A 26,446-nucleotide genomic window follows, 5' to 3' on the forward strand; every position below is an offset into this window, starting at 1 on the left:
AGGTCCGCTTAGGTCCGCGCTCACGTCCGGTTTGAAGGCCGGCGGCGGTGCAATGCGCCGCTGCTCGCCACCACGCTTTGTCGGAGGCTTTCGTTGGCAACCGCAGAACTCGCAGGAAAGCACCTCGCCCTCGGCATGACGGGCGGTATTGCCTGCTATAAGATCGCCGAACTCACGCGGCTGCTGACCAAAGCCGGTGCGACCGTGCAGGTCGTGATGACCGAAGCGGCCACGCAGTTCATCACACCCGTCACCATGCAGGCGCTGTCGGGCCGCCCGGTCTACACGAGCCAGTGGGACGCGCGCGTGCCGAACAATATGGCGCACATCGATCTATCGCGTGAAGCGGATGCGATCGTGATCGCGCCCGCCTCCACCGATTTCCTCGCCAAACTCGCGCACGGCATGGCCGACGATCTGCTGTCGACGCTGTGCGTCGCGCGCGATTGTCCGCTGCTGGTCGTGCCCGCGATGAACCGGCAGATGTGGCAGAACCCGGCGACACAACGCAACGTCGCGCAACTGCGCGCGGACGGTATCGAAGTGCTGGGCCCCGACTCGGGTCCGCAAGCGTGCGGCGAAGTCGGCGACGGGCGGATGCTGGAAGCGTCGGCGACATATGAAGCGATCGCTTCATTCTTTTCACCCAAAATTCTGTCTGGGCGGCGCGTGTTGCTGACGGCCGGCCCGACCTTCGAACCGCTCGATCCGGTGCGCGGCATCACCAATCGTTCGAGCGGCAAGATGGGCTTCGCTCTCGCTCGCGCCGCGCAACAAGCGGGCGCCGACGTACATCTGGTCGCCGGTCCGGTGGCGCTGGACACCCCATGGGGCGTGTTCCGCGAGGACGTGCAAACCGCGCAGCAGATGCACGACGCGGTGATGCAGTCGGTCGCCCACTGCGACATCTTCATCGGTGTGGCCGCGGTCGCCGACTGGCGCGTCGATCACGCGAGCGAGCACAAGATCAAGAAGACCGCCGAGCGCGCGATGCCGGCTTTCACGTTCGTCGAAAATCCGGATATTCTGGCCTCGGTGGCGAAGCTGCCGCATCCGCCTTTTGCGGTCGGTTTCGCGGCGGAAAGCGGCGACCTCGAAGTGCACGGCGAAGAAAAGCGCGTGCGCAAGAAGGTGCCGCTCCTGATCGGCAATCTCGGCCCGCTGACCTTCGGCCTCGACGATAACGAAGTGATTCTGTTCGAAGCAGGCGGCGTGACCAGGCTGCCACGCGCCGACAAGCAGACGCTCGCGCGCGCGCTGATTGCGGAGATCGCCAGGCGTCTGTCCGACACTAGTCTGATTCGCTGAAGCTGCCCGCTGCGACGCACGCTGTGAATTCAGCATGCCTTGCCGCGAGTCGCCCGAGCGCACTGAATCATCTGGAGCAGTACTGACATGACGCTACTTTCCGTGCTCGATCAAACGCCCGTGATCGACGGGCACTCGGTGGCGGACGCGATCGCCGCCACTGTCGAACTGGCGCAACTTGCCGACGACCTCGGCTACACACGCTATTGGTGCGCTGAACACCACGGCCTGCGCGGCGTGTCGAACCCCTGCCCCGAGGTGATGCTCGCGCGCCTCGGCAGCGTGACCAAACGTATCCGCATCGGCTCCGGCGGCGTGATGCTGCCGTACTACAGCCCGTTCAAAGTCGCCGAGCAATTCATGATGCTCGAGGCGTTATTTCCCAATCGTATCGATCTCGGCGTGGGACGCGCGCCGGGCGGAGACATGCAAACGGCGCAGGCGGTGGCAGCCGGCGCCTACAATCACGGGGACATTTTCCCGCAGCAGGTTGCGGATCTGGTCGGTCTGATGTATGGCACGCTGCCCGAGGGCCATCTCGCGCGCGGCGTGCTGCTGCAACCGCAAGTCGCCACGCGCCCGCAACTCTGGATGCTCGGTTCGAGCGAATTCGGCGGCCTGCTGGCAGCGCAACTTGGTATCCGCTTCGCGTTCGCGCATTTCATCAACGCGCACTTCGGGCATCAGGTGGCGCTGACTTATCGTGACCGCTTCAAGGCTAGCCTGGACGCGGAACAGCCGTACCTGGCCGCCGCCGTGTTCGTGATTTGCGCGGACACCGAGCAGGAAGCCGCCGACCTGGAAAAAGCGGTCGACCTGCGCCGCGTGCAGATGGCCTTGGGCCTGAATGCGCCGATTCCAACGGTCGAGCAAGGCGCCGCGCAGGAATATGGCGTGCGCGAGCAACTGGTCATCGACCGCGAGAAGCCGCGCAGTATCATCGGCACACCGGAAACCGTGACCGAACGCATGCAAGACTTACAGGCGCAATTCCAGGCCGACGAACTGATCGTACTCACCGTTGCGGGCAGCTATCGCGCCCGGCTGCGCTCCTATGAACTCCTGGCCGACGCGTTCCAGCTCGGACGCCGGGCCCCCACCTCCTAACCTTTCGAACCTGCATGAAACTCGACCTGAAGATTCTCGATGCGCGGATGCGCGACCAACTCCCGGCCTACGCAACCACCGGCAGCGCGGGCCTCGACCTGCGCGCCTGCCTCGACGAACCATTGACGCTCGCGCCCGGCGACACCGCACTGGTGCCGACGGGTCTGGCGATCCACGTCGGCGATCCGGGCTATGCGGCCTTGATCCTGCCGCGCTCGGGTTTGGGCCATAAGCACGGGATCGTGCTGGGCAATCTGGTCGGCCTGATCGATTCGGATTACCAGGGGCAGCTGATGATTTCGACGTGGAACCGCGGCGAAACCCCCTTCGTGCTGAATCCGATGGAGCGCCTCGCGCAACTCGTGATCGTGCCGGTCATGCAGGCCGCGTTCAACATCGTCGACGATTTCGCGGAAAGCGAGCGTGGCGCGGGCGGTTTCGGCAGCACCGGCAAGCATTGATCTATCGCCTGGCGGCGTGGTTGCTACGCGAAGTAAATTGAAATGCAAAAAGCAGAACGGCGCGGGATTCAACCCGCGCCGTTCTGCTTTCAACTGAAACGAAGTGTCAACTTCGCCCTTACTCGACTTCGACCGCTTCCGGATTCGGATTGCGCGGCGCCGGATGCTCGTCGAAAGTCAGTTGCACCTTGTCTTCCGCATCGACGTCCACGGTCACGCGACCGCCGTTCATCAGTTTGCCGAACAGCAGCTCGTCGGCCAGCGCACGACGGATCGTGTCCTGGATCAGACGCTGCATTGGCCGCGCGCCCATCAACGGGTCGAAACCGTGCTTGGCGAGATGCTTGCGCAGCGCGTCGGTGAAGAGCGCATCGACCTTCTTCTCATGCAACTGATCTTCCAGCTGCATCAGGAACTTGTCGACCACGCGCATGATGATTTCTTCATCGAGCGAGCGGAAGCTGATCGTCGCGTCCAGACGGTTACGGAACTCCGGCGTGAACATGCGCTTGATGTCGACCATTTCGTCGCCGGTTTCCCGGCGATTCGTGAAGCCGATCACCGACTTGCCCATTGCCTCGGCGCCCGCGTTCGTCGTCATGATGATGATGACGTTACGGAAATCCGCCTTGCGACCGTTGTTGTCCGTCAGTGTGCCGTGGTCCATCACCTGCAGCAGCACGTTGTAGATGTCCGGATGCGCCTTCTCGATTTCGTCGAGCAGCAGCACGCAATGCGGCTTCTTCGTGACGGCTTCGGTCAGCAGACCACCCTGGTCGAAACCGACGTAGCCCGGCGGCGCGCCGATCAAACGGCTCACCGCATGACGCTCCATGTATTCCGACATGTCGAAGCGGATCAACTCGATCCCCAGCGTGAACGCCAGTTGCTTTGCCACTTCCGTCTTGCCGACGCCCGTGGGGCCGGAGAACAGGAACGCACCGATCGGCTTGTCCAGCTTGCCGAGACCTGCGCGCGCCATCTTGATCGCGGCCGACAGCGCGTCGATAGCCGGGTCTTGCCCGAACACCACGCTCTTCAGATCGCGATCCAGCGTTTGCAGCTTGCTGCGATCGTCTTGCGACACGCTTTGCGGCGGGACGCGGGCAATCTTCGAGATGATTTCTTCGATCTCGTTCTTGCCGATGGTCTTCTTCTGCTTCGACTTCGGCAGGATGCGTTGCGCCGCGCCAGCTTCGTCGATCACGTCGATCGCCTTGTCCGGCAAATGACGATCTGTAATGAAGCGTGCTGACAACTCAGCCGCCGCCGACAACGCACCCGACGAATACTTCACGCCGTGATGCTCTTCGAAACGCGACTTCAGACCACGCAGGATCGCCACCGTCTGCTCGACGGTCGGCTCGGTCACGTCGATCTTCTGGAACCGGCGCGACAATGCCGCGTCTTTTTCGAAGATGCCGCGATACTCAGTGAAGGTCGTCGCGCCGATGCACTTGAGCGTGCCCGACGACAACGCCGGCTTCAGCAGGTTGGATGCGTCCAGCGTGCCGCCCGATGCAGCACCCGCGCCGATCAGCGTATGAATTTCGTCGATGAACAGGATCGCGTGCGGACGTTCCTTCAATTCCTTGAGGACCGTCTTCAGGCGTTGTTCGAAGTCGCCGCGATACTTGGTGCCGGCGAGCAGCGCGCCCATGTCGAGCGAATACACCTGCGCATCCGCCAGGATGTCCGGCACTTCGCCGCGCGTGATGCGCCAGGCGAGCCCTTCGGCGATCGCCGTCTTGCCGACGCCGGCCTCACCGACCAGCAGCGGATTGTTCTTGCGGCGACGGCACAGCACCTGCACCACGCGCTCGACTTCCGACTCGCGCCCGATCAGCGGATCGATGCGGCCGTCTTTCGCCATCTGGTTCAGGTTCTGCGTGAACTGGGCCAGCGGGGTTTCCTTCTGAGCGGCGGCCTCGTCGGACTCGGCATTCGCGTCGCTCGCTTTCGCGGCGTCCGTGCTGCTGGTCTTCGCAATGCCGTGCGAGATGAAGTTCACCACGTCGAGGCGCGTCACGCCCTGCTGTTGCAGGTAGTACACCGCGTGCGAATCCTTCTCGCCGAAGATCGCCACCAGCACGTTCGCGCCGGTGACTTCCTTCTTGCCATTCGAGGTGGATTGCACATGCATGATCGCGCGCTGAATCACACGCTGGAAACCCAGCGTGGGCTGCGTGTCGACGTCATCCGTGCCGGGCACGGTAGGCGTGTTGTCATGAATGAAGTTGCGCAGGTTCTGGCGCAGATCCTCGATATTGGCCGCGCATGCACGCAACACCTCCGCGGCTGTCGGATTGTCCAACAGTGCCAGCAAAAGATGTTCGACCGTGATGAACTCGTGCCGCGCCTGGCGTGCTTCCATGAACGCCATGTGCAGGCTGACTTCCAGTTCCTGGGCAATCATGCTTCCTCCATCACACACTGCAGCGGATGCCCGGCCTGCCGTGCGTGGGTAACGACTTGCTCGACTTTGGTCGACGCGATGTCCCGCGTATAGACCCCACAAACTCCCCTGCCTTCGCGATGCACCTTCAACATAACCTGCGTTGCGGTTTCACGATCTTTATTGAAATATTCCTGCACGATCATCACGACAAATTCCATTGGCGTGAAGTCGTCATTCAACAGCACCACCTTGTACATGGAAGGCGGCTTCAGCTTCTTTTCCTGCCGCTCCAGTACGGTGCCGTCCTGCTTGTCCGGGATAATCGCCATACACCCATTCTAAACAACTAGGACAGGCCCGCAATCCTGTCAAAACCCGACCGTCCGGCCGGTGAGCCCGTTCGCTGCCGCCTGATGGGTAATACCCCCAGACGTGCGTCATTTCACGAGCCGATTGCGGAGCCGGCCCCTATCCAGTGATGCTTCGCGGCCGTGCTGCGCCGCAGTCGGATCGAGTATCGCACAACCTGCCGGAGCGGGTTGCCAGCAGCGGGCGACCCGCAGAACAGCAGGTGAGTCGATTATGCGACTTTTCAAGACGGCACGCTTGCGCAACCGCACATAACAAAAGCGGGAAAAACCCTGGAAATCGACTGTTTGCAACGGGGCAACGAGCGTCTCAAAATTTTCTTGACACTCGAATAAAGAGCCTCAACAATCAAGCTGGCACTTTTTTCACCGAGCCATAATTTCGAAAAAATGCCGATGGTGAGCTTGTGAGGAGGGAGCGGCTGCATTGTGGTCGTGGAGCTTTTCGAGGGCTCGTGGTAGTGACATGAGTTACAGGGGAAGTTGGAATGGCAACTGGTACGGTCAAATGGTTCAATGACGCAAAAGGTTTCGGATTCATTACGCCTGATGAAGGTGGTGAGGATCTGTTTGCACACTTCTCGGCCATCCAGATGAATGGGTTCAAAACCCTCAAGGAAGGTCAAAAAGTAACCTTCGAGGTCGTGCAAGGCCCGAAAGGCAAGCAGGCATCGAACATCCAGGCACCCGCCTGAATCTGTTCGATTCCCGTTCCCTGGAAACCCGGCTTCGTGCCGGGTTTCTTTTTTTTGGCTTCCCCTTCTAAACCTGTTGAGCGCTCACCGCACGCGTCACACCACTTTCAGCATGCCCATCATGCCGAGGTCCTCGTGTTCGAGGATGTGGCAATGGAACATGCGCTCGCCGGCCATCCGCTGCACGGTGGCGATCCGCACGATCTCATCCGGCTGCACATTGACCGTATCGCGCCACGCCCGATATGGCTCGGGCGTGACCGCGCCGCCCCGCTCCCGCTCGACAATCTGAAACTGCGTGCCGTGCAGATGGAACGGATGATCCATGTCGGTGCGGTTTTCGATCGACCAGAGTTCGACTGCGTCGCGCCGGCTGGTCAACACGATGCGCGATGGGTCGAAAACCTGTCCGTTGATCATGAAAGTCATACCGGCGGGCATTGTGTCGCCATGCGCGGCTGACGCCTTCGGGTCGTGCATCGCGGCCATGTCCATCTGCTCCGAGAACACCACGGATTTCTTCGCGGCCGGCGCGCCGAGCGGCGGCACCGGGCGCAACGTCGCCGGCAACTCGCGCGCCTTGACGCCAGATGGCGGATTAAAGCTAACGTCGGCGAGCGCATGGGCTGGGTCGGGCGGCAAGCTGCCGTGCGACATCGCCATCTTGCGACGGTCGTAGACGTCGGCGCTCAGCACCGCCTGCGACGGGTTCGCGCCCGCGCGGACGATCACCTCGGCGCGCTCGCCAGGCGCCAGCAACAATTCCGTGAGTCCGTCGCGCGGTTGCTCCAGCAGGCCGCCGTCCGTGCCGACCTGCGCAAAATGCTGCCCGGCGCCGAGCGAAAATCTCAAATAGCGGGCATTGCATCCATTCCACAGACGCCAGCGCTCGTCGTTCGTTACCTCGATGCGTGGACGGCGCGCGCCGTTGACCAGCACGAACTGGCCTTCACGGCCGTTCATCCAGTCCATCATGTCGTTCGGCGGAATGGTGCCGTCACTGGCGAGTTTCAGGTCCGAGAAGAACAGATGGCGCTCGGGCCAGGCTGAAAGCGGATCGTCGGCGGCGCGCACCACAATGGGTCCGGCCAGCCCGCGAAATACCTGCTCCGCCGACATCATGTGCGGATGCGGGTGATACCAGTAGGTGCCGGCGCTGCCTGGCGGCAACGTGAAGCGGTACACATGCGAAGCACCCGGCGCGACCGGTATCGAAGGATTGCCGTCCTGGTCGGGCGGCACCGGCAAGCCGTGCCAGTGAATCGTCGACGCTTGCGGCAGACGGTTGACGAAGCGGATCTCGACCGTGTCGCCTTCGCGAACGTCGATCAACGGACCGACGACTGGACCCGCGGTCTGCGTAACGCCGGCGTTCGCGCCGCCCTGGTCGTATTGCCAGAAGGTGGTGAGCGGTTTGCCGGGCAGCAGCTTGCGTTTGACCGGTTGCGCGACCAAGGTCGCGCGGAACACGCCAGGCTCACGGCTTTCGTTGGCGAGCGTACGTAAAGTGGCGAGCGGCGCGCCGGCCGGAAGTGCGTCAGGCGCGGCCAGTGGCGCGGCCGCCGGCTTGGCCGCTTTGTGCGCGGACATCGACGGCATATCGGACATGTCCATGCCGCTCATATCGTCCATGCCTGACATCTTGTGCATCGAATCGGCGTCATGCTGTGCGAACGCGCTGCGCGCGAACAACGACGCGGCTGCCGCGCTCAGCGCGCGGGCGAGAAATTGCCTGCGAATCATCGATGATTTCCTCTGTTTTGTTCAGATAGCGGGACAGGCGCCGGGGCGAGTCCACGCTCGATCGTTCAAGGGTCGGCCTATGGGAAGCGCGACCTTCACCTTGTGGCGTGCGCGGCGTGCGCGCACAACGATCAGCCTATCGGCGGCCGTAACAGGGGCGCATGAATGACACCGGCGCGCTGCGGTTCGGCAAGCGCTTGCGGCAGCGACGCGCCGGACGCGCGCGGCTCGAAAGCAAACACGACGAACAGTGCGCCGCAATGCACGCCGCACGCGTTCGAGCAGCACAAAGAATGATCGTGCCGACAGGGCATCCCGGCGGCGGCCATGCTGGCGCGGTGTGCGGTTTCACCGACGGTGGCGAACGCACCGTCGGCGGGTTGGACGGTCTGCATCGCGCGAGCGCCTTGCATCGGCGCAGCGACATGTTCGTGCGCGAACGCACCTTGCGTCGCAAGCAACGCGAGGGTCAGCACGATGAGGATTCGCCACACGGAGGTCATTGCAGAATGAATAGGTACGATGCGCGAAAAGCAGGTAGTCGAAGAATCATAACGCAAGCTGCTTTTACCTCCCGCTTGAATCGCGTCCACCCATGTTCCACGCTAAAAAACAAAAACCCCGGCCGCCTCACGGCGCCGGGGTCCTATTCCAGGCTGGGGAAAACCAGCTCGAATCGCTTACATATTCTCGATCATCACCTGACCAAAACCCGAGCACGATACTTGCGTCGCGCCTTCCATCAGACGCGCGAAGTCATACGTGACCCGCTTTTGCAGGATCGACTTCTCCATCGACTTGATGATGAGGTCCGCCGCTTCAGTCCAGCCGAGGTGGCGCAGCATCATTTCCGCCGAGAGAATTTCCGAACCCGGGTTCACGTAGTCTTTGCCCGCGTATTTCGGCGCCGTACCGTGCGTGGCTTCGAACATCGCGACCGAATCCGACATGTTCGCGCCCGGCGCGATACCGATACCGCCGACTTGCGCAGCCAGCGCGTCCGAAACGTAGTCGCCGTTCAGGTTCAACGTGGCGATTACGTCGTATTCCGCCGGACGCAGCAGGATCTGCTGGAGGAACGCATCGGCGATCACGTCTTTCATCACGATGTCGCCACCCGTTTTCGGGTTCTTGATCTTCATCCACGGGCCGCCGTCGATCAGCTCCGCGGCGAATTCCTTCTGCGCCAGCGCATAACCGTAGTCGCGGAATGCGCCTTCCGTGAACTTCATGATGTTGCCCTTGTGCACGAGCGTGACCGAGCGGCGCTCGTTGTCGATCGCGTACTGGATCGCTTTGCGCACCAGACGCTCCGTGCCCTCGCGCGACACCGGCTTGATACCGATGCCCGACGTTTCCGGGAAGCGGATCTTCTTCACACCCATTTCTTCCCGCAGGAACTTGATGACCTTCCTGGCCTGTTCCGATTCCGCCGCCCATTCGATCCCGGCGTAAATGTCTTCCGAGTTCTCGCGGAAAATCACCATGTTGGTCTTTTCCGGTTCACGCACCGGCGAAGGCACGCCCTTGAAGTACTGCACCGGGCGCAAACAGACATACAGATCCAGCTCCTGACGCAGCGCGACGTTCAGCGAACGGATGCCGCCGCCCACCGGCGTGGTGAGCGGACCTTTGATCGACACGACGTATTCTTTCAGCACCTGCAGCGATTCTTCCGGCAGCCACACGTCCGGGCCGTACACCTTGGTTGCCTTCTCGCCGGCGTAGATTTCCATCCAGTGGATCTTCTTCTTGCCTGCATACGCTTTTTCAACTGCCGCATCCACCACCTTGAGCATCACCGGGGTGATGTCGGCGCCTGTGCCGTCGCCTTCGATAAACGGAATAATCGGCTGGTCGGAAACGTTGAGCGAGAAATCTGCGTTGACAGTGATCTTGTCACCGCCGGTCGGAACCTTGATGTGCTGATACGGCATGATCGGACTCCAGTGAAGGCTGTGCTGAAAGCTGATGGGAGACTGCGAAACCGGGCGCTCCTCGCTACGCGCATGCTGGACGCCCGCAGGCGGCCAGGCCGCTATTCTAGCCCACGCCGATGCTGGAGCGAGCCCGGCCGCGGGTCGGGGTTTTCCTACATTACATGCACGCCGAAGCGTTTCTTGCCTTTATGTCTTATATAAGATAAAAGACTTGCCGCCGCTTGTTATGCATTATTATCCCGCCATTTACTATTGAACCCGCGCTGCTCAAGGCCTGAACGGCGCTTCCCTGGCCGGCACGCGCGTCTTTCACCGATCCCGTATGCGTCTTCTCGCTTTGAACAAACCGTTCGGCACCATCTGCCAGTTTTCGCCGCACGAAACGCGCGCGTCGCTGGCCGACTGGGTCAAGGTGCCCGGCGTCTACCCGGCGGGCCGGCTCGACTCGGACAGCGAAGGGCTGCTGCTGCTCACCGACGACGGCGCACTCCAGGCGCGCATCGCCGAGCCGCGTCACAAACTGGTCAAACGTTATTGGGCGCAAGTGGAAGGCGCGGTCGATCAGGCCACCCTGAAGAAGCTCGCGCGCGGCATCGATCTCGGCGACTACGTCACACGGCCGTGCCGCGCCGAATATGTCGAACCGACTGACGCACTATGGACACGCAACCCGCCGATTCGCTATCGCGCCGCGATTCCGACCACGTGGATCGAGTTGTCGATCACCGAAGGCAAGAACCGCCAGGTGCGCCGTATGACCGCGGCGGTGGGTTTTCCGACGCTGCGCCTCGTCCGCGTCGGCGTGGGCGCGCTCGATATTTTTTCGCTCGGGCTGCAACCTGGCGAGAGCGCAGAATTGCCGCTTAAGGCGCCGTGGGACGGCATCGTTTGAACCACTTTGCATACACACGTAGTGTATTTTTGCATCTGAATCGAAAAAGCTAACTCGTTGTATTCGCATATAAAATTCCGCGTGAAACTGCTGTGAAACACGCGTGAAACAATAGCGGCCACGCGCACTGGCTGGCGATCCATTTCCATTCGCGTGTCGACGAATAAACATTCGCGAAAAATTACGTCAACCGGTGCGCGAGCTCACGCGTTATTCGACGCAGATGCCGCCCGAAGCTATCCGGCATTCAGCCTTAAGGGCCTTTGTGCAAGCCGCTTTTGCGGGAGGCACAGGGAGTCTGAGCGCTAAAGCAGACGCGTCGAAAAATTTGTTCGATGCGGCTGTCAACCGAAAGGTGGATGGCACGTTTACCGACATGACTCTACATATAGCCGGGTCATTTGGTTAATTAACTAAAGCTGAGGATTCACAAAATGAACAAACTGATCGCCGCTCTGGTCGCTGGTCTCTTCGCAACGGCAGCATTCGCACAAGCTTCGGCACCGGCAGCAGCTTCGGCCGCTCCGATGGCAGCTCCGGCAGCAGCAGCTTCGTCGGCAAAGAAGAGCACCAAGCACCACGCTCACAAGAAGTCGCACAAGAAGGCAGCAGCAGCTGCTGCAGCTTCGGGCGCTTCGGAGTAAGTTTGTTGTAAAAACGCAGTCAAGAACTCGCTTCATTGCCGTTCTTACGGCGTTGAAAGGCAGATCGCCGCAAGGCAATCTGCCTTTTTGTTTTTGACGCGCTCGCGTAACATTCGCGGGTTAATTTCCAGCCAGGAGTCATGCCGTGCGATTTTCCATGCGCTCGTTGATTGCGCGTTTCGCGTTTGCCGTTGCACTGCCGCTCGCGGCACTGTCGTTCGCCGCCACTACCGCTCTTCCCGCCCATGCGCAGCAGATGCCGGCCGGTGCGAAGCAGCCCGGCGATTTTCCGCGCGCAAAGCTGACAGCGGGCATGTTCGTGATCGACGCCGCCGTCGCCGCTAACGACGCGGATCGCGAGCAAGGTTTGATGTATCGCACGAACCTCGCACCGAACGAAGGCATGCTGTTCGTCTTCAATGAAAACGCAGGGCATTGCTTCTGGATGAAGAACACGTTGATCCCGCTGTCGATCGCATTCATGCGCGCCGACGGCACGGTCACCGACATTGACGAGATGCAGGCCGAGACCACCAACAATCACTGCCCGAAGAACAACGGCGTGTATGCGTTGGAGATGAGCAAAGGCTGGTTCACGTCGAAGGGCATCAAACCGGGGATGAAGATCCAGGGGTTGCCGGCCGCGCAATAAGTTGCGTCGACCATGGCGGCGCCCGCCGCTTCATCAACCGCTGCTTCAAAAAAGCCGGTGCCTTTTACAGGGCGCCGGCTTTTTCATTTGCCCGGCGCGCGCCGTTCCGGCCGCCGAAGCCCCGCCAGCAGGCGCTCGGATCCGGCTGGCAAGATTCCTGCAAAAGACGGGCCGACGCGCTATCCTAGTATTCTTGACACCGCAGCACCCAGACTGCCCGGGCAGCACAGACTGCCGCCCGGCAAGCGCCTTCAGGCGCGCTATTCCAAGGAGGTTCACGTGCCCCGCAAGACCCCCATCGAGCGCTACCGAAATATCGGCATTAGCGCTCACATCGATGCCGGTAAAACCACCACCACTGAACGCATCCTGTTCTACACCGGCGTGACCCACAAGATCGGCGAGGTTCACGACGGTGCGGCGACGATGGACTGGATGGAACAGGAGCAGGAGCGCGGCATCACCATCACGTCGGCGGCTACTACCGCCTTCTGGAAAGGCATGGCCGGCAACTATCCGGAACACCGGATCAACATCATCGACACCCCGGGCCACGTCGACTTCACGATCGAAGTGGAGCGCTCGATGCGCGTGCTCGACGGCGCCTGCATGGTGTACGACTCGGTCGGCGGCGTACAGCCGCAGTCCGAAACGGTGTGGCGCCAGGCGAACAAATACAAGGTGCCGCGCATTGCATTCGTCAACAAGATGGACCGCGTCGGCGCGGACTTTTTCCGCGTGCAGAGGCAGATCGGCGATCGTCTGAAGGGCGTCGCCGTGCCGATCCAGATTCCGATCGGCGCGGAAGAGCATTTCCAGGGCGTGGTCGATCTCGTCAAGATGAAAGCGATCGTCTGGGACGAGGAGAACCAGGGCATCAAGTTCGAGTACAAGGATATCCCGGCAGAGCTGGCGGCCACCGCCAGGGAATGGCACGACAAGATGGTCGAGGCCGCCGCTGAAGCGAGCGAGGAGCTGCTCGAGAAATACCTGGGCGGCGAAACGCTGACCGAAGAGGAAATCAAGCACGGTATCCGCGTGCGCACGATCGCCAACGAGATCGTGCCGATGCTGTGCGGCAGCGCGTTCAAGAACAAGGGCGTGCAGGCCATGCTCGACGCGGTGATCGACTATCTGCCGTCGCCGCTCGACATCCCCGCGATCACCGGTCACGACGAGCACGACAACGAAATCGAGCGTCATCCGAAAGACGACGATCCGTTCTCCGCCCTCGCCTTCAAGATCATGACCGACCCGTTCGTCGGCCAGTTGATCTTTTTCCGCGTGTATTCGGGCGTGGTGAATTCGGGCGACACCGTCTACAACGCGATCAAGGAAAAGAAGGAACGCCTTGGCCGGATCCTGCAGATGCACGCGAACGAGCGCAAGGAAATCAAGGAAGTCTACGCGGGCGACATCGCCGCGGCGGTCGGCCTGAAGGAAGCGACCACGGGCGACACGCTGTGCGATCCGAACCACGTGATCATCCTTGAAAAGATGATCTTCCCGGAGCCGGTGATCTCGCAGGCAGTCGAGCCGAAGACCAAGGTCGACCAGGAAAAGATGGGTATCGCGCTCAATCGCCTGGCGCAGGAAGACCCGTCGTTCCGCGTGCAAACGGATGAAGAATCCGGCCAGACCATCATCTCCGGGATGGGCGAGTTGCACCTGGAAATTCTGGTCGACCGGATGAAGCGCGAGTTCGGCGTCGAAGCGACGGTCGGCAAGCCGCAGGTCGCGTACCGCGAAACGGTGCGCATCAAGGTCGAGGATGTCGAAGGCAAGTTCGTCAAGCAGTCGGGCGGCCGCGGCCAGTACGGCCACGCGGTGATCACGCTCGAACCGGCGCCGCAAGGCAAGGGCTATGAGTTCGTCGACGCGATCAAGGGCGGTGTGATCCCACGCGAGTTCATCCCGGCGGTCGACAAGGGCATTGTGGAAACGCTGAAGGCCGGTGTTTTAGCAGGCTATCCGGTGGTCGACGTGAAGGTCACGCTGACCTTCGGTTCGTACCACGACGTGGACTCGAACGAAAACGCGTTCCGCATGGCCGGTTCGATCGCGTTCAAGGAAGCCATGCGCCGCGCCAAGCCGGTACTGCTCGAACCGATGATGGCCGTCGAAGTGGAAACACCGGAAGACTTCATGGGCAACGTGATGGGCGACCTGTCGAGCCGTCGTGGACTCGTGCAAGGGATGGAAGACATCGCCGGCGGCGGTGGCAAACTGGTGCGCGCCGAAGTGCCGCTTGCGGAAATGTTCGGTTACTCGACGTCGCTGCGTTCGGCGACCCAAGGCCGCGCGACGTACACGATGGAGTTCAAGCACTACGCTGAAACGCCGAACAACGTAGCCGAAGCCGTGATCAACGCGAAACAGAAGTAAGCGGTAAGCGCTGAAGCTTGCGCAACACGTCATGTGCTGCACTTGCACTTAGGCAAACGCTAAAGCCCGTCCCTTGTTGACGGGCTTTTTTTCGTCCGCGATGCCGCTCACGCCTCTTGGTTACAGACAGCCACACCGAGCCACACCCAGCCACACACGCGTTTTTGAACGTGCAAAAATGTCAGACGGCGCCGCGTTTATCGTCCGGATTCACGCCCACGAGGAGACACACCATGAGCCAGGAGCACGAACACCCGCATTACCGTGACGAGCAAGCGTCGGCGTCCATCGACTGGCGCGAACACGGCGTCAAGGTCATCAAAGGCGATCAACTCGACAGCAACACCGCGCAGACTCCGGGTATGAATCGCGCGGCCGCGATCAACGCGGCGCGGGTCGGCGCGCAAAAACTCTGGGCCGGCACCGTGACGATCCATCCGAATGCGAAGACCGGCGCGCATCATCACGGCGCGCTCGAAAGCGTGATCTACGTGGTGCGCGGCCAGGCACGCATGCGCTGGGGCGAGCATCTCGAGTTCACCGCCGAGGCCGGTCCGGGCGACTTCATTTTCGTGCCGCCCTACGTGCCGCATCAGGAAATCAATGCGAGCACCGACGATCCGCTCGAATGCGTGCTGGTGCGCAGCGACAACGAGGCGGTGGTGGTGAACCTGAACATCGACGCGGTCGAAGCGCCGGAAACGGTCTACTGGGTCGATCCGATTCACAAGCATCCGCACGATCATTAATTCTTCCCGACGCGACTCATGACGCCGACCGCTTCGCTACGCCCTCGCCTCATCACGCTGTATGCCGTCCTGATCGCCGCCAATCTCGGCGCGTGGGCGTGGGCGCTGATCGCGTTTCGCCACTATCCGCTGCTGCTCGGCACCGCGCTGCTCGCGTATGGTTTCGGGCTGCGTCACGCGGTCGATGCAGACCACATCGCAGCGATCGACGCCGTCACGCGCAAGCTGATGCAAGCGGGTAAACGCCCGCTCGGCGTCGGCCTGTCGTTCTCGCTGGGTCACTCGTCGATCGTGATCGCGGCGACGATCGGCATTGCGTGGACCGCGCATTCGCTGCAGGGCCGCTTCGAAACCTTCAAGGCAGTGGGCGGCGCCGTCGGCACCATCGTATCGGCGGTCTTTCTGCTGGCGCTGGCATGCGTGAACCTCGTGATTCTGCGCGACGTCTGGCGCCGTTACCGTCACGTCCAACGTGGCGGCGAACTGACTGCTGAAACGACGGACACCATCGCGCCCGCCGGTTTGCTGTCGCGTGCATTGCGGCCGATGTTCCGGCTCGTGACGAAAAGCTGGCACATGTACCCGGTCGGCGTGCTGTTCGGACTCGGCTTCGACACCGCGACCGAGATCGGCCTGCTGGCGATTGCCGCGGCCGAAGCGGGCAAAGGTCTGCCGCTCTATTCGATTCTTGTGTTTCCGGCGCTCTTCACCGCCGGCATGACGCTGGTCGATTCGACCGACAACGTGTTGATGGTCCACGCGTACGGCTGGGCGATGGACGACCCGAAACGCAAGCTCTACTACAACGCGAGCATCACGTTCGTATCGGCGGCGGTGGCGATCGTGATCGGCGGCGTCGAAGTATTGGGCCTGCTGTCGGACAAACTCGGTTTGAGCGGCGGCATATGGGATGCGGCCGCGAGCCTCAACGAGCGCTTCGGCGTGCTCGGTTACGGCATCGTCGCGACGTTCATGGCGTGCTGGATCGGCTCGGTGCTGTTCCATCGCTGGCGCCGCCCCGCCACGGCGGCAAGGTAAATCCACCTTGTTTCCGGCAGGCTATCGGTAAGGATCGCACGGCCGCAGCGATTCCCGCGCTGCGGCATCAGCCACGTCGGGCGTCGGGCGTCGCGCGCCGTACGCCGCACGGCGGTTTCAACAAGCGTTGTCGTCACGACACACGCCGACCCTTTTATCTGCCAAACGTGAACCTGACGCCCTCGCAGGTGCTCCGAATTCGCGGGCAATCGCTTACACTGAAACCGCTTTTCGTCGTTGCGCTTTTTGCCATAGCAATAACATCGCCCTGTCGCGTGCATCCGGCGCGGCCCTTCAGAACCGACAGCAGAACGGACTGGACACTCCATCGATGAAGACTCCCGCGGACCGATTTCCCCAACTCGACACAGCCCGCCGTACCGCCGACCCCTACGGCAACCACGCCATCGACGAATTCCTCGCGGGCCGCATCTCGCGCCGCGAGCTGCTGCGCTACGCGAGCGTGATCGGTTTGTCGCTGGTTGGCGGCGGCATCCTGAACGCGCCGCAAGCGCGTGCGCAAGGCGCGCAGAGCCCGTCTAACGCGACGATCCGCGTCGCTCATCTGACGCCTGCCGGCGCGGTCGATCCGTTGACCGTCACCGACGCCGCGAGTCTCGCGCTACTGAATCAAACCGGCGAATTCCTGATCGACGACGACGGCGAGCGCCTCATGCTGAAGCCCGCGCTGGCGCTGTCGTGGAAGCCGAACGATAAGGGCGACGTATGGACCTTCAAGCTGCGCCCGAACGTCAAGTTCCACGACGGCCAGCTGTTCACGGCGAAAGATGTGGTCGCCACCTTCGATCGTCTCGCCGATCCGGCCAGCGGTTCGGCGGCGCTCTCGGTGCTAAAGGGCGTGCTGTCGAAAGGCGGCGCGAAAGTGGTCGATGACCAGACCGTGGCGTTTCATCTCGACGCCCCGAACGGCAACTTCCCGTATTACGTTTCCTCCGACAATTACAACGCCGTGATCCTGCCGGCGAACTATGCGGGTGGCTATGAAAAGAGCTTCATCGGCACCGGTCCGTTCAAGCTCGAAAAATATCAGGCGAAGGTCGGCGCGTCGTTCGTGCGCAATCCAGATTACTGGGGCGACAAAGCGTTACCGCAACGCGTACAGTTCTCGTTCTACGCCGACGAACAGGCACAGATGCTCGCGCTGCAGGGCCACCAGGCCGATGTGATGGGCACCTTTACCGTGCAGGGCGGCGCCGGCATTCTGAACAATCCCGACTTCAAGGCAGTCGGCGTGAAGTCGAGCGCGCATCGGCAGATCCATATGCGCAACGACAATCCGCTGTTCAAAGACAAGCGCGTGCGCCAGGCGCTGGCGTTGTCGCTCGATCGCGACGTGCTGGTGCGTGGCCTGTTCAAGGGCCGTGCGCAACTCGGCAACGACAGCCCGTTTGCGCCGGTGTTTCCGTCCTCGGACGCGGGCGTCGCGCAACGCAGGATCGACGTCGCGAAGGCCAGGCAGTTGCTTGCGCAAGCGGGCGTGCCGAACGGTTTCGACGTGACGCTCACAACCGAAAAGTACATGGAGATTCCCGACCTTGCCGTTGTCGTGCAGAACGCGGCGAAGGCGATCGGCGTGCGCATCAACCTGAAGGTCGAGAGCCAGTCGCTGTATTACGGCGCGGGCACGCCGGGCAAATCGGATTGGCTCGATTCGCCGCTCGGCATTACCGACTACGGTCATCGCGGCGTGCCGAACGTGTTTCTGAATGCGCCGCTCACGAGCAACGGCACGTGGAACGCCGCGCACTTCAGGAACCCGCAATACGATCAACTGGTCGCGCAGTTCGTCGCGGCAGTCGACCTCGGCTCGCAGAAGAAACTCTCCGGACAGATCCAGACGCTGCTGCTCGACGAAACACCCGTGATCATTCCGTTCTTCTACGATCAGTTGATCGCGATGCGCAAGGGCGTGAACGGCGTGCGCTTCACCGCGCTCGCGCAACTCTATTTCGACCGCGCGGTGTTGAGCGCGTGAGCGCACTGCGCTTTGGCGGGAGATTGCGATGTCGACCACGGTGACCCCTTCCGCGCCTCGTGCCTCGGGTGGCAACGCGGGCGGCAACGCGGCCCGCATCGTGCGTTTTCTGGCGGCGCGCGTAGGCTTGTCGTTGATCACGCTGTGGCTGCTGTCGGTGATCGTGTTCGCGGGCGGCCAGTTGCTGCCCGGCGATATCGGCCGCGCGGTACTGGGGCCGCTTGCCGATGCACGCGCGGTGGCCGCGCTCAATCATCAGCTTGGTGCGGACCGGCCGCTGCTGACGCAATACATCGAATGGATCACGCATTTCGTGCGTGGCGATATGGGGCTCTCGTATGCGTACCGCGAGCCGGTCGGACCGTTTATCGCCGACGCCATGGCGCATTCGGCGAAGCTCGGCCTGCTCGCGTTTATCGTCGTCGTGCCGCTCGGCATTGCGGGCGGCGTGTGGTCGGCGATGCATGCGGGCCGCTGGCTCGATCGCACAATCAGCATCGCCGGTTTGTCGGCCACCGTGGTGCCGGAGTTCGTCTCGTCGATCGTGCTGATTCTGGTGTTCGGCGTGTGGCTGCGCTGGCTGCCGATCGAAGCGTCGTATCCGCCCGAAGCGAGCGCGCTCGAACAGCTGCGGTATCTGATTCTGCCGGTGCTGCCGCTGGTGCTGGTGTTCTTCGGCTACATCGCACGAATGGCGCGCGCGGGCACCGTTGAAGCACTCGACGCCGACTACACGCGTACCGCGATCCTCAAGGGCTTGCCGCGCCGCACCGTGATCTGGCGACACGTATTGCGCAATGCGCTGCTGCCGACCATCACGGTCGCCGCCACCCAGCTCGGCTACATGATCGGCGGCCTCGTGGTCGTCGAGACACTGTTCCACTATCAAGGCATCGGCTCGCTGATCTACAACGCCGCGAAGGCCAAGGACTTTCCGATGCTCGAAGCAGGCGTGCTGACGGTCGGCGTGATCTACACCGTCGCCAATCTCGTCGCCGATGCGCTGCATGTGCTGCTCAATCCGCGGCTGCGGGTGAGGGGCGCCGAATGAGCACCATCGTTCCGCCGGCCGCGCCGCCTACTCCACATCCGGCTACCGAACCGCGCTTCGACCAGTTGCGCGTGCTGCTGCGTTCGCCCACTTTCGTGATTGGTGTGCTGATCGTCGCGTGGTGGATCGTCTGCGCCATCGCCGGGCAATGGTTCGTGCGGATCGATCCGTATGCGTCCGATCCGCTCAACTCGCTGATGCCGCCCGACCGCACGCACTGGTGCGGTACCGACCAGCTCGGCCGCGACGTGTTCTCGCGGGTAATCGTCGGCGCGCGCGACATTCTGACGATCGCGCCGCTGGCGACCTTGCTCGGCACGCTGGCGGGCACCGCATTGGGATTGATCGTCGGCTACTTCGAGGGCTGGGTCGATAACGTGGTCGGCCGCGCGATCGACGCCGTGCTCGCGCTGCCGCTCGTGATCGTCGCACTGCTCGCGCTGGCCGCGGTCGGCGCCTCGAATTTCACGGTGATTCTCGTGATCGGCATCACCTTCACGCCGATCACCGCGCGTACAGTACGCGCCGCCGTGTTCGCCGAGCGGCATCTGGACTACGTCGCCGCCGCGCAACTGCGCGGCGAACGCGCGCCGTACATCATGTTCGCCGAGATCCTGCCGAACGTGCTGCCGCCGATCATCGTCGAGGCGACAGTGCGCCTCGGTTACGCGATCTTCGCGGTCGCGACGCTGTCGTTTCTCGGCTTCGGCATTCAGCCGCCTTCCGCCGACTGGGGGCTCGCGCTGTCCGAGTCATACACGCTGATGGCGGGCGGCGCATGGTGGACGGTCGTGTTCGCGGCCGGCGCGATTGCCACGCTGGTGGTCGGTGTAAATCTGATCGCCGACAGCGTGCAAGGAGTCCTCGACCGATGAACGGCCCGCCGCCCGCTTCGTTTCCCGCCTTCGACGTATCGAAGAGCGATCGCACGGATGCGCTAACCGTCGTCGGTCTGACGGTCACGTACCGGATCCGCGGACGCGATCGCGAAGTGCTGCAAGACGTGTCGTTTCGTGTGCGGCGTGGCGAAGCGTACGGCCTCGTCGGCGAATCCGGTTGCGGCAAATCGACGGTGGCGATGGCGGCGCTGCGCTATTTGCCGCGCAACGGCAAGGTGAAGGCCGGCAAGATCATCATCGCCGGCCAGGACGTGCAGAAGCTCGACGCCGATGCATTGCGCAGGATGCGCGCGAACGCGATTTCGATCGTCTACCAGGATCCGGGCCGTGCGTTGAATCCGTCGCTGACGATCGCGCGGCAAGTGACTGAGGCATTCGAAGCCGCCGGTGTTTCACGTGAGGATGCCGTGCAACGCACGCTCGAGATACTGCAGCGTGTGCGCATCGCCGCGCCCGAGCGCGTGATGGACAGCTATCCGCATCAACTGTCGGGCGGCATGCAGCAGCGCGTGGTGATCGCGATGGCGCTCGCGTCGAACCCGGCGCTGCTGATTCTCGATGAACCGACCACCGGTCTCGACGCCACGGTCGAAGCCGAAGTGCTCGACCTCGTCGCGCAACTGCGCGAAGAACTCGGCACCGCCGTGCTGTTCATCAGCCACAACCTCGCGGTGATCGGGCGCATGTGCGAGCGCGTCGGCGTACTGTATGCGGGCAAGCTGGTCGAAGAAGGCGCGACCCAGGATGTGTTCGCGCGGCCACGCCACCCTTATACGGTTGGACTGCTGCGCTGCCTGCCCACTGCCGGGCGCAGCAAGGACACCGAACGGCTCGATACGATCGCGGGTCACCTGCCATTGCCCGGCTCGGCCACCCAAGGCTGCATCTACGCGGACCGTTGCCGCCTTGCCGACGACCGTTGCCGCCGCGAAGCGCCGCCACCCTATCGGGTGAGCGCCGCGCACGGCGATCAGATGTCGCGTTGCCATCACCACGAACGCGCAACCGAACTGCCGCGCGTGACGCCGGAAGCACTGCCGCAGCAAAATGCGGCCCATGAAGGCGAGCGCCCGGGCCTCGTGCTTCGCGCGGCAAAACTCTCGAAGACCTTCCACGTTTCCGGTGCACCGCTGCGCGCCGTCGACGATGTCTCGATCGATCTCGCGAGTGGTGAAACGCTCGGCCTTGTCGGCGAATCGGGCAGCGGCAAGACGACGCTCGCCAAGCTGATGCTCGGCCTGCTTGCACCGGATGCAGGCGGTGTGCTCGAACTCGACGGCGCGCAACTCGCCGCACGCGTCACACGACGCAACGATGAGCAGGTCAAGTCGCTACAAATCGTGTTCCAGAATCCGGACTCGGCGCTCAATCGCGCGCATTCGGTGAAGCGGCTGATCGGCCGCGCGCTCTCGCGCCTCACCGCGTTGCGCGGCCCTGCTATCGACGAGCGGCTCGCCACGTTGACGGCCGCCGTACGTTTGCCCGAACGCTATCTCGGCTCGCGCACGCGGCAACTGTCAGGCGGACTCAAGCAGCGTGTGGCGATCGCGCGTGCGTTCGCCGGCGAGCCGCGTGTGGTGGTCTGCGACGAACCGACTTCCGCGCTCGACGTCTCCGTGCAAGCCGCGATTCTGAACCTGCTCGCCGATCTGCAGCGCGAACGCGGCGTGAGCTATGTGTTCATCTCTCACGATCTGCACGTGGTGCGCTATCTGTCGGATCGCATCGCGGTGCTGTACCTCGGCAGGCTGCTGGAAATCGGACCTGCCGCCGCCGTGTTCGACGGACCGCATCATCCTTATACCGAAGCGCTTTTATCGTCGGTACCGACGCTCGACGGCCACGACAGCAAAGCACGCATACGCTTGTCGGGCGATCTGCCGAGCCCGGCATCGCCGCCGTCCGGCTGCGTGTTCCATACGCGTTGCCCGCGCAAGCTCGGGACGATTTGCGAGCAGCAAGATCCGCCGTTCCGCGAAGCCGATGTCGACGCCCACGACGCTGGCCGGCCGGCCGTTCATCGGATCCGCTGCCATATCCCCGTCGATGAATTGCGCGTGCTGCAATCGGTCGTCCTCGACGGCAACGGCAAAGCCACCGGCCAGGCGCCGGAAAGCGCCGCGCGCAACGATTAACGCGCCTTTCTTGCTGCTCGTTTCATCGCCGAAACGTTTTCGTGCGTTTTTTTCTCGCGCGCATCGAACTGCCCTCTCCAGTGCCACATGCCGCAAGGCTCCGCGGGCAATGGCATGGATATCGCTAAGTGTGGGTCCAGACACTGAAGACCAAGGAATCGGGAGCGCGGCTGCCACATGCTCATCCGCGCGGCGAGGCGCGATTGTGCGCATCGACGCGAAACTGCTGAAGCGCATATGAGCGCACTGGCTACACAGCCGGGAAGACAGTGAAGGTGTTGTACCGGCATCTGCACAACAAACTCGAGGGGGCGACGAGGCCCGCGCCCAGACAGGCCCGCCGCTGATGAATCAGCGTGAGAGATGGTGGCAGCGAGGTGCCTGTGTTCCCTCGGGGAGAGATGTGATGAAAACAAGATCATTCAATCAGTACTGCTGCAGAGTTGTACGGGGTGCAGCGATTGTGGCCGGCTTGGCTTTGCTGATGACCGAGGCCGCGTATCCGGCTTCTATCGACGTGATCCCCAAGTGGATCGTGCTTGCCGAGGCGCCGCTGCCTGCCAGCGGTGCGCTTGGTGCGACGCAGCTCGGGCAGGACGACGGGTCGGCGGCGGGCGCAGTGGCCGCCGGTGTAGCCGCAAACGCATCGGCCGCCGGCGTAGCGCCCGGCATCATGACTGCCGCCGACGCTGCGGACGATGCGGCCACAGTCTTTCAGCCACGCGACTGCACCGGCCCGAACAACGCCGCGTGTGGGCAGCGTGCCGGCGGGAGCGGGAGCGGCAGCAACGGCGCGGCGAGTTCTGGCAACAGTGGCGCGGGAGCGAGCGGCAATGGTGCTGGCGGCGCGGCAGCCTCGGGTAGCGGAAACTCCGGCGGTAAGGGCGGCGGTAAGGGCGGCAGTGGAAGCAGCGGCGGCGGAAACAGCGGCGGTGGAAGCAGCGGCGGTGGAAGCAGCGGCGGTGGAAGCAGCGGCGGTGGAAGCAGCGGCGGTGGAAGCAGCGGCGGTGGAAGCAGCGGCGGTGGAAGCAGCGGCGGTGGAAGCAGCGGCGGTGGAAGCAGCGGCGGTGGAAGCAGCGGCGGTGGAAGCAGCGGCGGTGGAAGCAGCGGCGGTGGAAATGGTGGCTGCGGTTGCGGCGGTGGCGCTAACGGCGGTGGGAAAGGTAGTGGCTTTGGTGGTGGCTTTGGTGGTGGCTTCGGTGGTGGGTTTGGCGGCGGCTTCGGTGGCGGTTTTGGCGGGGGCTTTGGCGGAGGCTTCGGCGGCGGTCACGGAGGCAAGGGCGGCAGTGGTAACGGCGGAGGCAATGGCGGCGGGAGCGGACACTAGCAGGCGTTCGTTCCACAGGTAGGGGGTCCCCCGCGCCCTACCCGTCGCTCATGACACACGCCGGCATTCCGGCTGCAGCCCGCCGGCATCGGCGGTGATGTCTCGATCCCCCGGTCGAGCGTCACCGCCCGAGACCGGTCGTATTCGCCAGCGAACAGCGGCGCAGGGAAGCCGGCCAGAGCGGCAACCCATCACCTCGCGCGCGCTTAAAAGCAAAACAATCGATCGCAGCGTGGTGCGACTGGAACCAAACCGCAGCGATTGCCTCATATCAAGTTCAACGTTCGATATGAGGGCCCTACAACATGCAACGAAACGTCCCCCACTCCGCAGCGCGCACAGCAGCTGGCCTGCTAATGGTCGCCGCCCTCGGCCTCGCATCGCTCGCTCATGCACAAACGCCCGCGCAAACATCGGCGCAAACGCAGCCACAAACGCTGTCGCAAGCTGCGCCGCCGGTCGATCCGACCTTCTCCGCCTACTCGCTCGCGCAGACTTGCAAGCAGAAAAACGACAATGTCGCGCAGGGCCAATGCGTCGGCGCGATTCGCGGCATCATCCGCGGCTATCAGTACGGCGTGCTGTTCCTCGGACAGCGTGCATCGCTGCCGGCTAACGAAACTCAACGGGTGTCGCTGTGTCTGCGCAACACGCAGGTGTCGTCGATCGTCGATGAATTCGTCGCCGATGCCGCCCAGGTCAACGAAGATTCGCTCAAGCACACCCCCGCGGAGGTCGCCGTACTAGGTTCCGTGCACATGCACCACGGCTGCAACTGACGCCGGCACAACGAGTCGAGGCGCCGCAAACGGCCGCCTGCGTTTCGATGACGGCCGCCGCTCGGCTTACAGCATGTCGAGTGGACGCTTGCTGCGCGGCGGTTTGAAGTACGCGTCGATGGCGGCGTGTTCATCGGCGCCGAGTTGCAGTTGCGACGCGCGATGGTTGTCGCGCACGTGCTCGATGCGGGCCGCCTTCGGAATCGCGAACACGCCGGGTTGCTGCAATACCCACGCGAGCGCCACCTGAAACACCGAGACGCCGCGCGCGTCGGCAATGTCGTCGAGCGGCGAGCGCTTCGGCAGGCGTGCATGATCGACCGGGCTGTACGCCATCGCCGGCATATGGCGTGTGGCGAGCCACGGCAACAAGTCGAATTCCGGCCCGCGGCGCGCGACGTTGTAGAGGATCTGATTGGTCGCACAAGCTTCGCCACCCGGCGTCGCCACGAGTTCTTCCATATCGTCGGTATCGAAGTTGCTCACGCCCCAATGCCGGATCTTGCCCGCGCGGCGCAACGCCTCGAAGCCCTCGACGGTTTCCGCGAGCGGCACCGAGCCGGGCCAGTGCAACAGGTACAGATCGAGCCGATCCGTTTTCAAACGCTTGAGACTCTGTTCGCAGGCCGCGATCACACCGCGCCGGCTGGCGTTATGCGGATACACCTTGCTGACGAGAAACACCTGATCGCGCAGGCCGCTGAGCGCTTCGCCGACGAGCGATTCGGTGGCGCCATCGCCGTACATCTCCGCTGTATCGATCAGCGTCATACCCAATTCGATGCCGCAGCGCAACGCGGCGATTTCGGCGGAGCGCCGCGCCGGCTGCTCGCCCATCTCCCACGTGCCCTGCCCCAGTTTCGGAATGCGTTCGCCGTCAGGCAAGCTCACGGCGGCAATATCGGTCGTCATGCTTTCTCCTTGAGGTGGCTGACGGTGCGACGACGCGCGCGTGCGCCGCCCATTTCAGTGGACATTTTAGTGACGAGTTTAGCTGTTGAATGAGCATTAGATCGGCCACCAGGCAAAAGCCCGCTATAACGGAGCGCGCCGATGTCATAGAATTGCCGCTTGCCCTTCTTGCGTGAGCCCCATGACCTCTGCCTCGGAAGACCGCTGGCGCGACCTGCGCCCGGACCCGGAAAACGACACGCCGCTATATTTGCAACTTGCCCGCAAGCTCGGCAATGCGATTCACGAGAACCGTTGGAACGCTGGCGAGGCGCTTCCATCGGAGCGCGTGCTATCCGAGGCGCTGGGCGTCTCGCGGATCACGTCGCGCAAGGCGATTGCTTTGCTGGTCGAGCAGGGTTTGATCCGCCGCACTCAGGGTGCGGGGAGTTTTATTACACCGCGTTATGAAGATCCGCTGTCGCGGCTGTCGAGTTTTAGCGAGATGTTGCGGCGGCGCGGTTTCACGCCGAGCTCCAAGTGGCTATCGCGAGAGATTCTGCCGGCTAACCGGGACGAGGTGATTCAGCTTGGGTTATCGCCTGCGGCGGCTGTGACCAGGCTGCGACGCTTGCGGTTGGCTGACGGCATTGTGATGGCTGTGGAGAATTCCACCTTTCCTGCGGCGGTTATTCCTGATCCGCAGGCGATTGGCGATTCTTTGTATACGTATCTGGAGAATCGCGGGTTGTCGATTGTCCGTGCGCTGCAGCATTTCCGGGCGGTGAATGCGAGTGAGGAAATCGCACAGCAGATGAGTATTGCCCCTAACGAGGCGTTGTTGTTGATAACCCGCGTCGGTTATACCGCTGATCAGCGGGCGATTGAGTTGACCGATACTTACTGTCGGAATGATTACTATGATTTTGTCGCGGAGCTCAGGAAGTAGTTTTTGCCTTTAGCGGTGACATGGTCTGTGTGCCTACGG

General features: G+C 62.7%; 23 protein-coding genes. 17 read left to right on the plus strand and 6 right to left on the minus strand.

The window, feature by feature from the left end:
* Nucleotides 1-93: 93 nt before the first annotated feature.
* From coaBC to dut, 3 genes are all read left to right on the plus strand, one after another.
* Complete coding sequence (coaBC, locus tag AC3WOG_RS16765; RefSeq protein WP_492579021.1) at nucleotides 94-1,308, plus strand: bifunctional phosphopantothenoylcysteine decarboxylase/phosphopantothenate--cysteine ligase CoaBC; 1,215 nt, start codon at nucleotides 94-96, stop codon at nucleotides 1,306-1,308.
* A gap of 87 nt (nucleotides 1,309-1,395) precedes the next feature.
* The gene (locus AC3WOG_RS16770; RefSeq protein WP_492579022.1) at nucleotides 1,396-2,415 is read left to right on the plus strand and encodes an LLM class flavin-dependent oxidoreductase; all 1,020 of its coding nucleotides are present in this window, start codon (nucleotides 1,396-1,398) and stop codon (nucleotides 2,413-2,415) included.
* A 14-nt stretch (nucleotides 2,416-2,429) separates the two neighbouring features.
* Complete coding sequence (gene dut, locus AC3WOG_RS16775; protein WP_492579023.1) at nucleotides 2,430-2,876, plus strand: dUTP diphosphatase; 447 nt, start codon at nucleotides 2,430-2,432, stop codon at nucleotides 2,874-2,876.
* 118 nt (nucleotides 2,877-2,994) lie between these two features.
* Here the strand turns inward: dut and clpA are convergent, their stop codons facing one another.
* Nucleotides 2,995-5,292, minus strand: a complete 2,298-nt coding sequence (gene clpA, locus AC3WOG_RS16780) for an ATP-dependent Clp protease ATP-binding subunit ClpA (protein ID WP_492579024.1) — start codon at nucleotides 5,290-5,292, stop codon at nucleotides 2,995-2,997.
* The gene (gene clpS, locus AC3WOG_RS16785) at nucleotides 5,289-5,603 is read right to left on the minus strand and encodes an ATP-dependent Clp protease adapter ClpS (protein ID WP_006050100.1); all 315 of its coding nucleotides are present in this window, start codon (nucleotides 5,601-5,603) and stop codon (nucleotides 5,289-5,291) included. Before clpS ends, clpA begins: the two co-directional genes overlap by 4 nt.
* Before the next feature lie 527 nt (nucleotides 5,604-6,130).
* On the opposite strand from clpS, the gene AC3WOG_RS16790 reads away from it, so the two are divergent.
* A complete protein-coding gene (locus tag AC3WOG_RS16790) occupies nucleotides 6,131-6,337 on the plus strand; it encodes a cold-shock protein (protein WP_007180614.1) in 207 nt (68 codons plus the stop codon).
* A 96-nt stretch (nucleotides 6,338-6,433) separates the two neighbouring features.
* Here the strand turns inward: AC3WOG_RS16790 and AC3WOG_RS16795 are convergent, their stop codons facing one another.
* The 3 genes from AC3WOG_RS16795 to icd form a co-directional block, all read right to left on the minus strand.
* Entirely contained in the window at nucleotides 6,434-8,080 is a 1,647-nt protein-coding gene (locus tag AC3WOG_RS16795) for a multicopper oxidase family protein (RefSeq protein ID WP_492579025.1), read from the minus strand.
* A 131-nt stretch (nucleotides 8,081-8,211) separates the two neighbouring features.
* On the minus strand, nucleotides 8,212-8,574 hold the full coding sequence (locus tag AC3WOG_RS16800) for a hypothetical protein (RefSeq protein ID WP_492579026.1): 363 nt from the start codon (nucleotides 8,572-8,574) through the stop codon (nucleotides 8,212-8,214).
* A 186-nt stretch (nucleotides 8,575-8,760) separates the two neighbouring features.
* Entirely contained in the window at nucleotides 8,761-10,017 is a 1,257-nt protein-coding gene (gene icd, locus AC3WOG_RS16805; RefSeq protein ID WP_492579027.1) for an NADP-dependent isocitrate dehydrogenase, read from the minus strand.
* A gap of 325 nt (nucleotides 10,018-10,342) precedes the next feature.
* Here icd and AC3WOG_RS16810 point away from each other — a divergent pair, with 325 nt between their 5' ends.
* From AC3WOG_RS16810 to AC3WOG_RS16865, 12 genes are all read left to right on the plus strand, one after another.
* The gene (locus AC3WOG_RS16810; protein WP_492579028.1) at nucleotides 10,343-10,912 is read left to right on the plus strand and encodes a pseudouridine synthase; all 570 of its coding nucleotides are present in this window, start codon (nucleotides 10,343-10,345) and stop codon (nucleotides 10,910-10,912) included.
* A gap of 434 nt (nucleotides 10,913-11,346) precedes the next feature.
* On the plus strand, nucleotides 11,347-11,556 hold the full coding sequence (locus AC3WOG_RS16815) for a hypothetical protein (RefSeq protein WP_492579029.1): 210 nt from the start codon (nucleotides 11,347-11,349) through the stop codon (nucleotides 11,554-11,556).
* A gap of 145 nt (nucleotides 11,557-11,701) precedes the next feature.
* On the plus strand, nucleotides 11,702-12,208 hold the full coding sequence (locus AC3WOG_RS16820) for a DUF192 domain-containing protein (protein WP_492579030.1): 507 nt from the start codon (nucleotides 11,702-11,704) through the stop codon (nucleotides 12,206-12,208).
* A gap of 279 nt (nucleotides 12,209-12,487) precedes the next feature.
* Nucleotides 12,488-14,593 carry an elongation factor G gene (fusA, locus tag AC3WOG_RS16825; protein WP_492579031.1) on the plus strand — a complete coding sequence of 702 codons (2,106 nt, stop codon included), beginning with the start codon at nucleotides 12,488-12,490 and terminating at the stop codon, nucleotides 14,591-14,593.
* Between the two features lie 233 nt (nucleotides 14,594-14,826).
* The gene (locus AC3WOG_RS16830; RefSeq protein WP_492579032.1) at nucleotides 14,827-15,342 is read left to right on the plus strand and encodes a cupin domain-containing protein; all 516 of its coding nucleotides are present in this window, start codon (nucleotides 14,827-14,829) and stop codon (nucleotides 15,340-15,342) included.
* Between the two features lie 18 nt (nucleotides 15,343-15,360).
* Complete coding sequence (locus AC3WOG_RS16835) at nucleotides 15,361-16,380, plus strand: HoxN/HupN/NixA family nickel/cobalt transporter (RefSeq protein ID WP_492579033.1); 1,020 nt, start codon at nucleotides 15,361-15,363, stop codon at nucleotides 16,378-16,380.
* Nucleotides 16,381-16,711: 331 nt separating this feature from the next.
* On the plus strand, nucleotides 16,712-18,376 hold the full coding sequence (locus AC3WOG_RS16840) for an ABC transporter substrate-binding protein (protein ID WP_492579034.1): 1,665 nt from the start codon (nucleotides 16,712-16,714) through the stop codon (nucleotides 18,374-18,376).
* Nucleotides 18,377-18,404: 28 nt separating this feature from the next.
* Nucleotides 18,405-19,427: an ABC transporter permease gene (locus AC3WOG_RS16845; protein WP_492579035.1), complete on the plus strand. Its 1,023-nt coding sequence runs from the start codon at nucleotides 18,405-18,407 to the stop codon at nucleotides 19,425-19,427.
* Complete coding sequence (locus tag AC3WOG_RS16850) at nucleotides 19,424-20,302, plus strand: ABC transporter permease (protein ID WP_492579036.1); 879 nt, start codon at nucleotides 19,424-19,426, stop codon at nucleotides 20,300-20,302. The genes AC3WOG_RS16845 and AC3WOG_RS16850 overlap by 4 nt, the downstream gene beginning before the upstream one ends.
* A complete protein-coding gene (locus AC3WOG_RS16855; RefSeq protein WP_492579037.1) occupies nucleotides 20,299-22,461 on the plus strand; it encodes an ABC transporter ATP-binding protein in 2,163 nt (720 codons plus the stop codon). The genes AC3WOG_RS16850 and AC3WOG_RS16855 overlap by 4 nt, the downstream gene beginning before the upstream one ends.
* A 406-nt stretch (nucleotides 22,462-22,867) precedes the next feature.
* Nucleotides 22,868-23,788 (plus strand): hypothetical protein, encoded by a 921-nt coding sequence (locus AC3WOG_RS16860; RefSeq protein ID WP_492579038.1) that lies wholly within the window; start codon nucleotides 22,868-22,870, stop codon nucleotides 23,786-23,788.
* A 305-nt stretch (nucleotides 23,789-24,093) separates the two neighbouring features.
* Nucleotides 24,094-24,567: a hypothetical protein gene (locus AC3WOG_RS16865; RefSeq protein ID WP_492579039.1), complete on the plus strand. Its 474-nt coding sequence runs from the start codon at nucleotides 24,094-24,096 to the stop codon at nucleotides 24,565-24,567.
* A gap of 66 nt (nucleotides 24,568-24,633) precedes the next feature.
* Here the strand turns inward: AC3WOG_RS16865 and AC3WOG_RS16870 are convergent, their stop codons facing one another.
* Nucleotides 24,634-25,479: an aldo/keto reductase gene (locus AC3WOG_RS16870; RefSeq protein WP_492579040.1), complete on the minus strand. Its 846-nt coding sequence runs from the start codon at nucleotides 25,477-25,479 to the stop codon at nucleotides 24,634-24,636.
* A gap of 181 nt (nucleotides 25,480-25,660) precedes the next feature.
* Between AC3WOG_RS16870 and AC3WOG_RS16875 the strand changes: the two genes are divergently transcribed.
* A complete protein-coding gene (locus AC3WOG_RS16875) occupies nucleotides 25,661-26,407 on the plus strand; it encodes a GntR family transcriptional regulator (protein ID WP_492579041.1) in 747 nt (248 codons plus the stop codon).
* The last annotated feature ends 39 nt before the right edge of the window (nucleotides 26,408-26,446 follow it).

The organism is Paraburkholderia sp. FW306-02-B (assembly GCF_058782725.1).

Coding starts and splice junctions, on each gene's coding strand:
- AC3WOG_RS16770 (WP_492579022.1), top strand. CDS start 1,396: ATGACGCTACTTTCCGTGCTCGATCAAACGCCCGTGATCGACGGGCAC.
- dut (WP_492579023.1), top strand. CDS start 2,430: ATGAAACTCGACCTGAAGATTCTCGATGCGCGGATGCGCGACCAACTC.
- clpA (WP_492579024.1), bottom strand. CDS start 5,292: ATGATTGCCCAGGAACTGGAAGTCAGCCTGCACATGGCGTTCATGGAA.
- clpS (WP_006050100.1), bottom strand. CDS start 5,603: ATGGCGATTATCCCGGACAAGCAGGACGGCACCGTACTGGAGCGGCAG.
- AC3WOG_RS16790 (WP_007180614.1), top strand. CDS start 6,131: ATGGCAACTGGTACGGTCAAATGGTTCAATGACGCAAAAGGTTTCGGA.
- AC3WOG_RS16795 (WP_492579025.1), bottom strand. CDS start 8,080: ATGATTCGCAGGCAATTTCTCGCCCGCGCGCTGAGCGCGGCAGCCGCG.
- icd (WP_492579027.1), bottom strand. CDS start 10,017: ATGCCGTATCAGCACATCAAGGTTCCGACCGGCGGTGACAAGATCACT.
- AC3WOG_RS16810 (WP_492579028.1), top strand. CDS start 10,343: ATGCGTCTTCTCGCTTTGAACAAACCGTTCGGCACCATCTGCCAGTTT.
- AC3WOG_RS16815 (WP_492579029.1), top strand. CDS start 11,347: ATGAACAAACTGATCGCCGCTCTGGTCGCTGGTCTCTTCGCAACGGCA.
- AC3WOG_RS16830 (WP_492579032.1), top strand. CDS start 14,827: ATGAGCCAGGAGCACGAACACCCGCATTACCGTGACGAGCAAGCGTCG.
- AC3WOG_RS16835 (WP_492579033.1), top strand. CDS start 15,361: ATGACGCCGACCGCTTCGCTACGCCCTCGCCTCATCACGCTGTATGCC.
- AC3WOG_RS16840 (WP_492579034.1), top strand. CDS start 16,712: ATGAAGACTCCCGCGGACCGATTTCCCCAACTCGACACAGCCCGCCGT.
- AC3WOG_RS16845 (WP_492579035.1), top strand. CDS start 18,405: ATGTCGACCACGGTGACCCCTTCCGCGCCTCGTGCCTCGGGTGGCAAC.
- AC3WOG_RS16850 (WP_492579036.1), top strand. CDS start 19,424: ATGAGCACCATCGTTCCGCCGGCCGCGCCGCCTACTCCACATCCGGCT.
- AC3WOG_RS16855 (WP_492579037.1), top strand. CDS start 20,299: ATGAACGGCCCGCCGCCCGCTTCGTTTCCCGCCTTCGACGTATCGAAG.
- AC3WOG_RS16860 (WP_492579038.1), top strand. CDS start 22,868: ATGAAAACAAGATCATTCAATCAGTACTGCTGCAGAGTTGTACGGGGT.
- AC3WOG_RS16865 (WP_492579039.1), top strand. CDS start 24,094: ATGCAACGAAACGTCCCCCACTCCGCAGCGCGCACAGCAGCTGGCCTG.
- AC3WOG_RS16870 (WP_492579040.1), bottom strand. CDS start 25,479: ATGACGACCGATATTGCCGCCGTGAGCTTGCCTGACGGCGAACGCATT.
- AC3WOG_RS16875 (WP_492579041.1), top strand. CDS start 25,661: ATGACCTCTGCCTCGGAAGACCGCTGGCGCGACCTGCGCCCGGACCCG.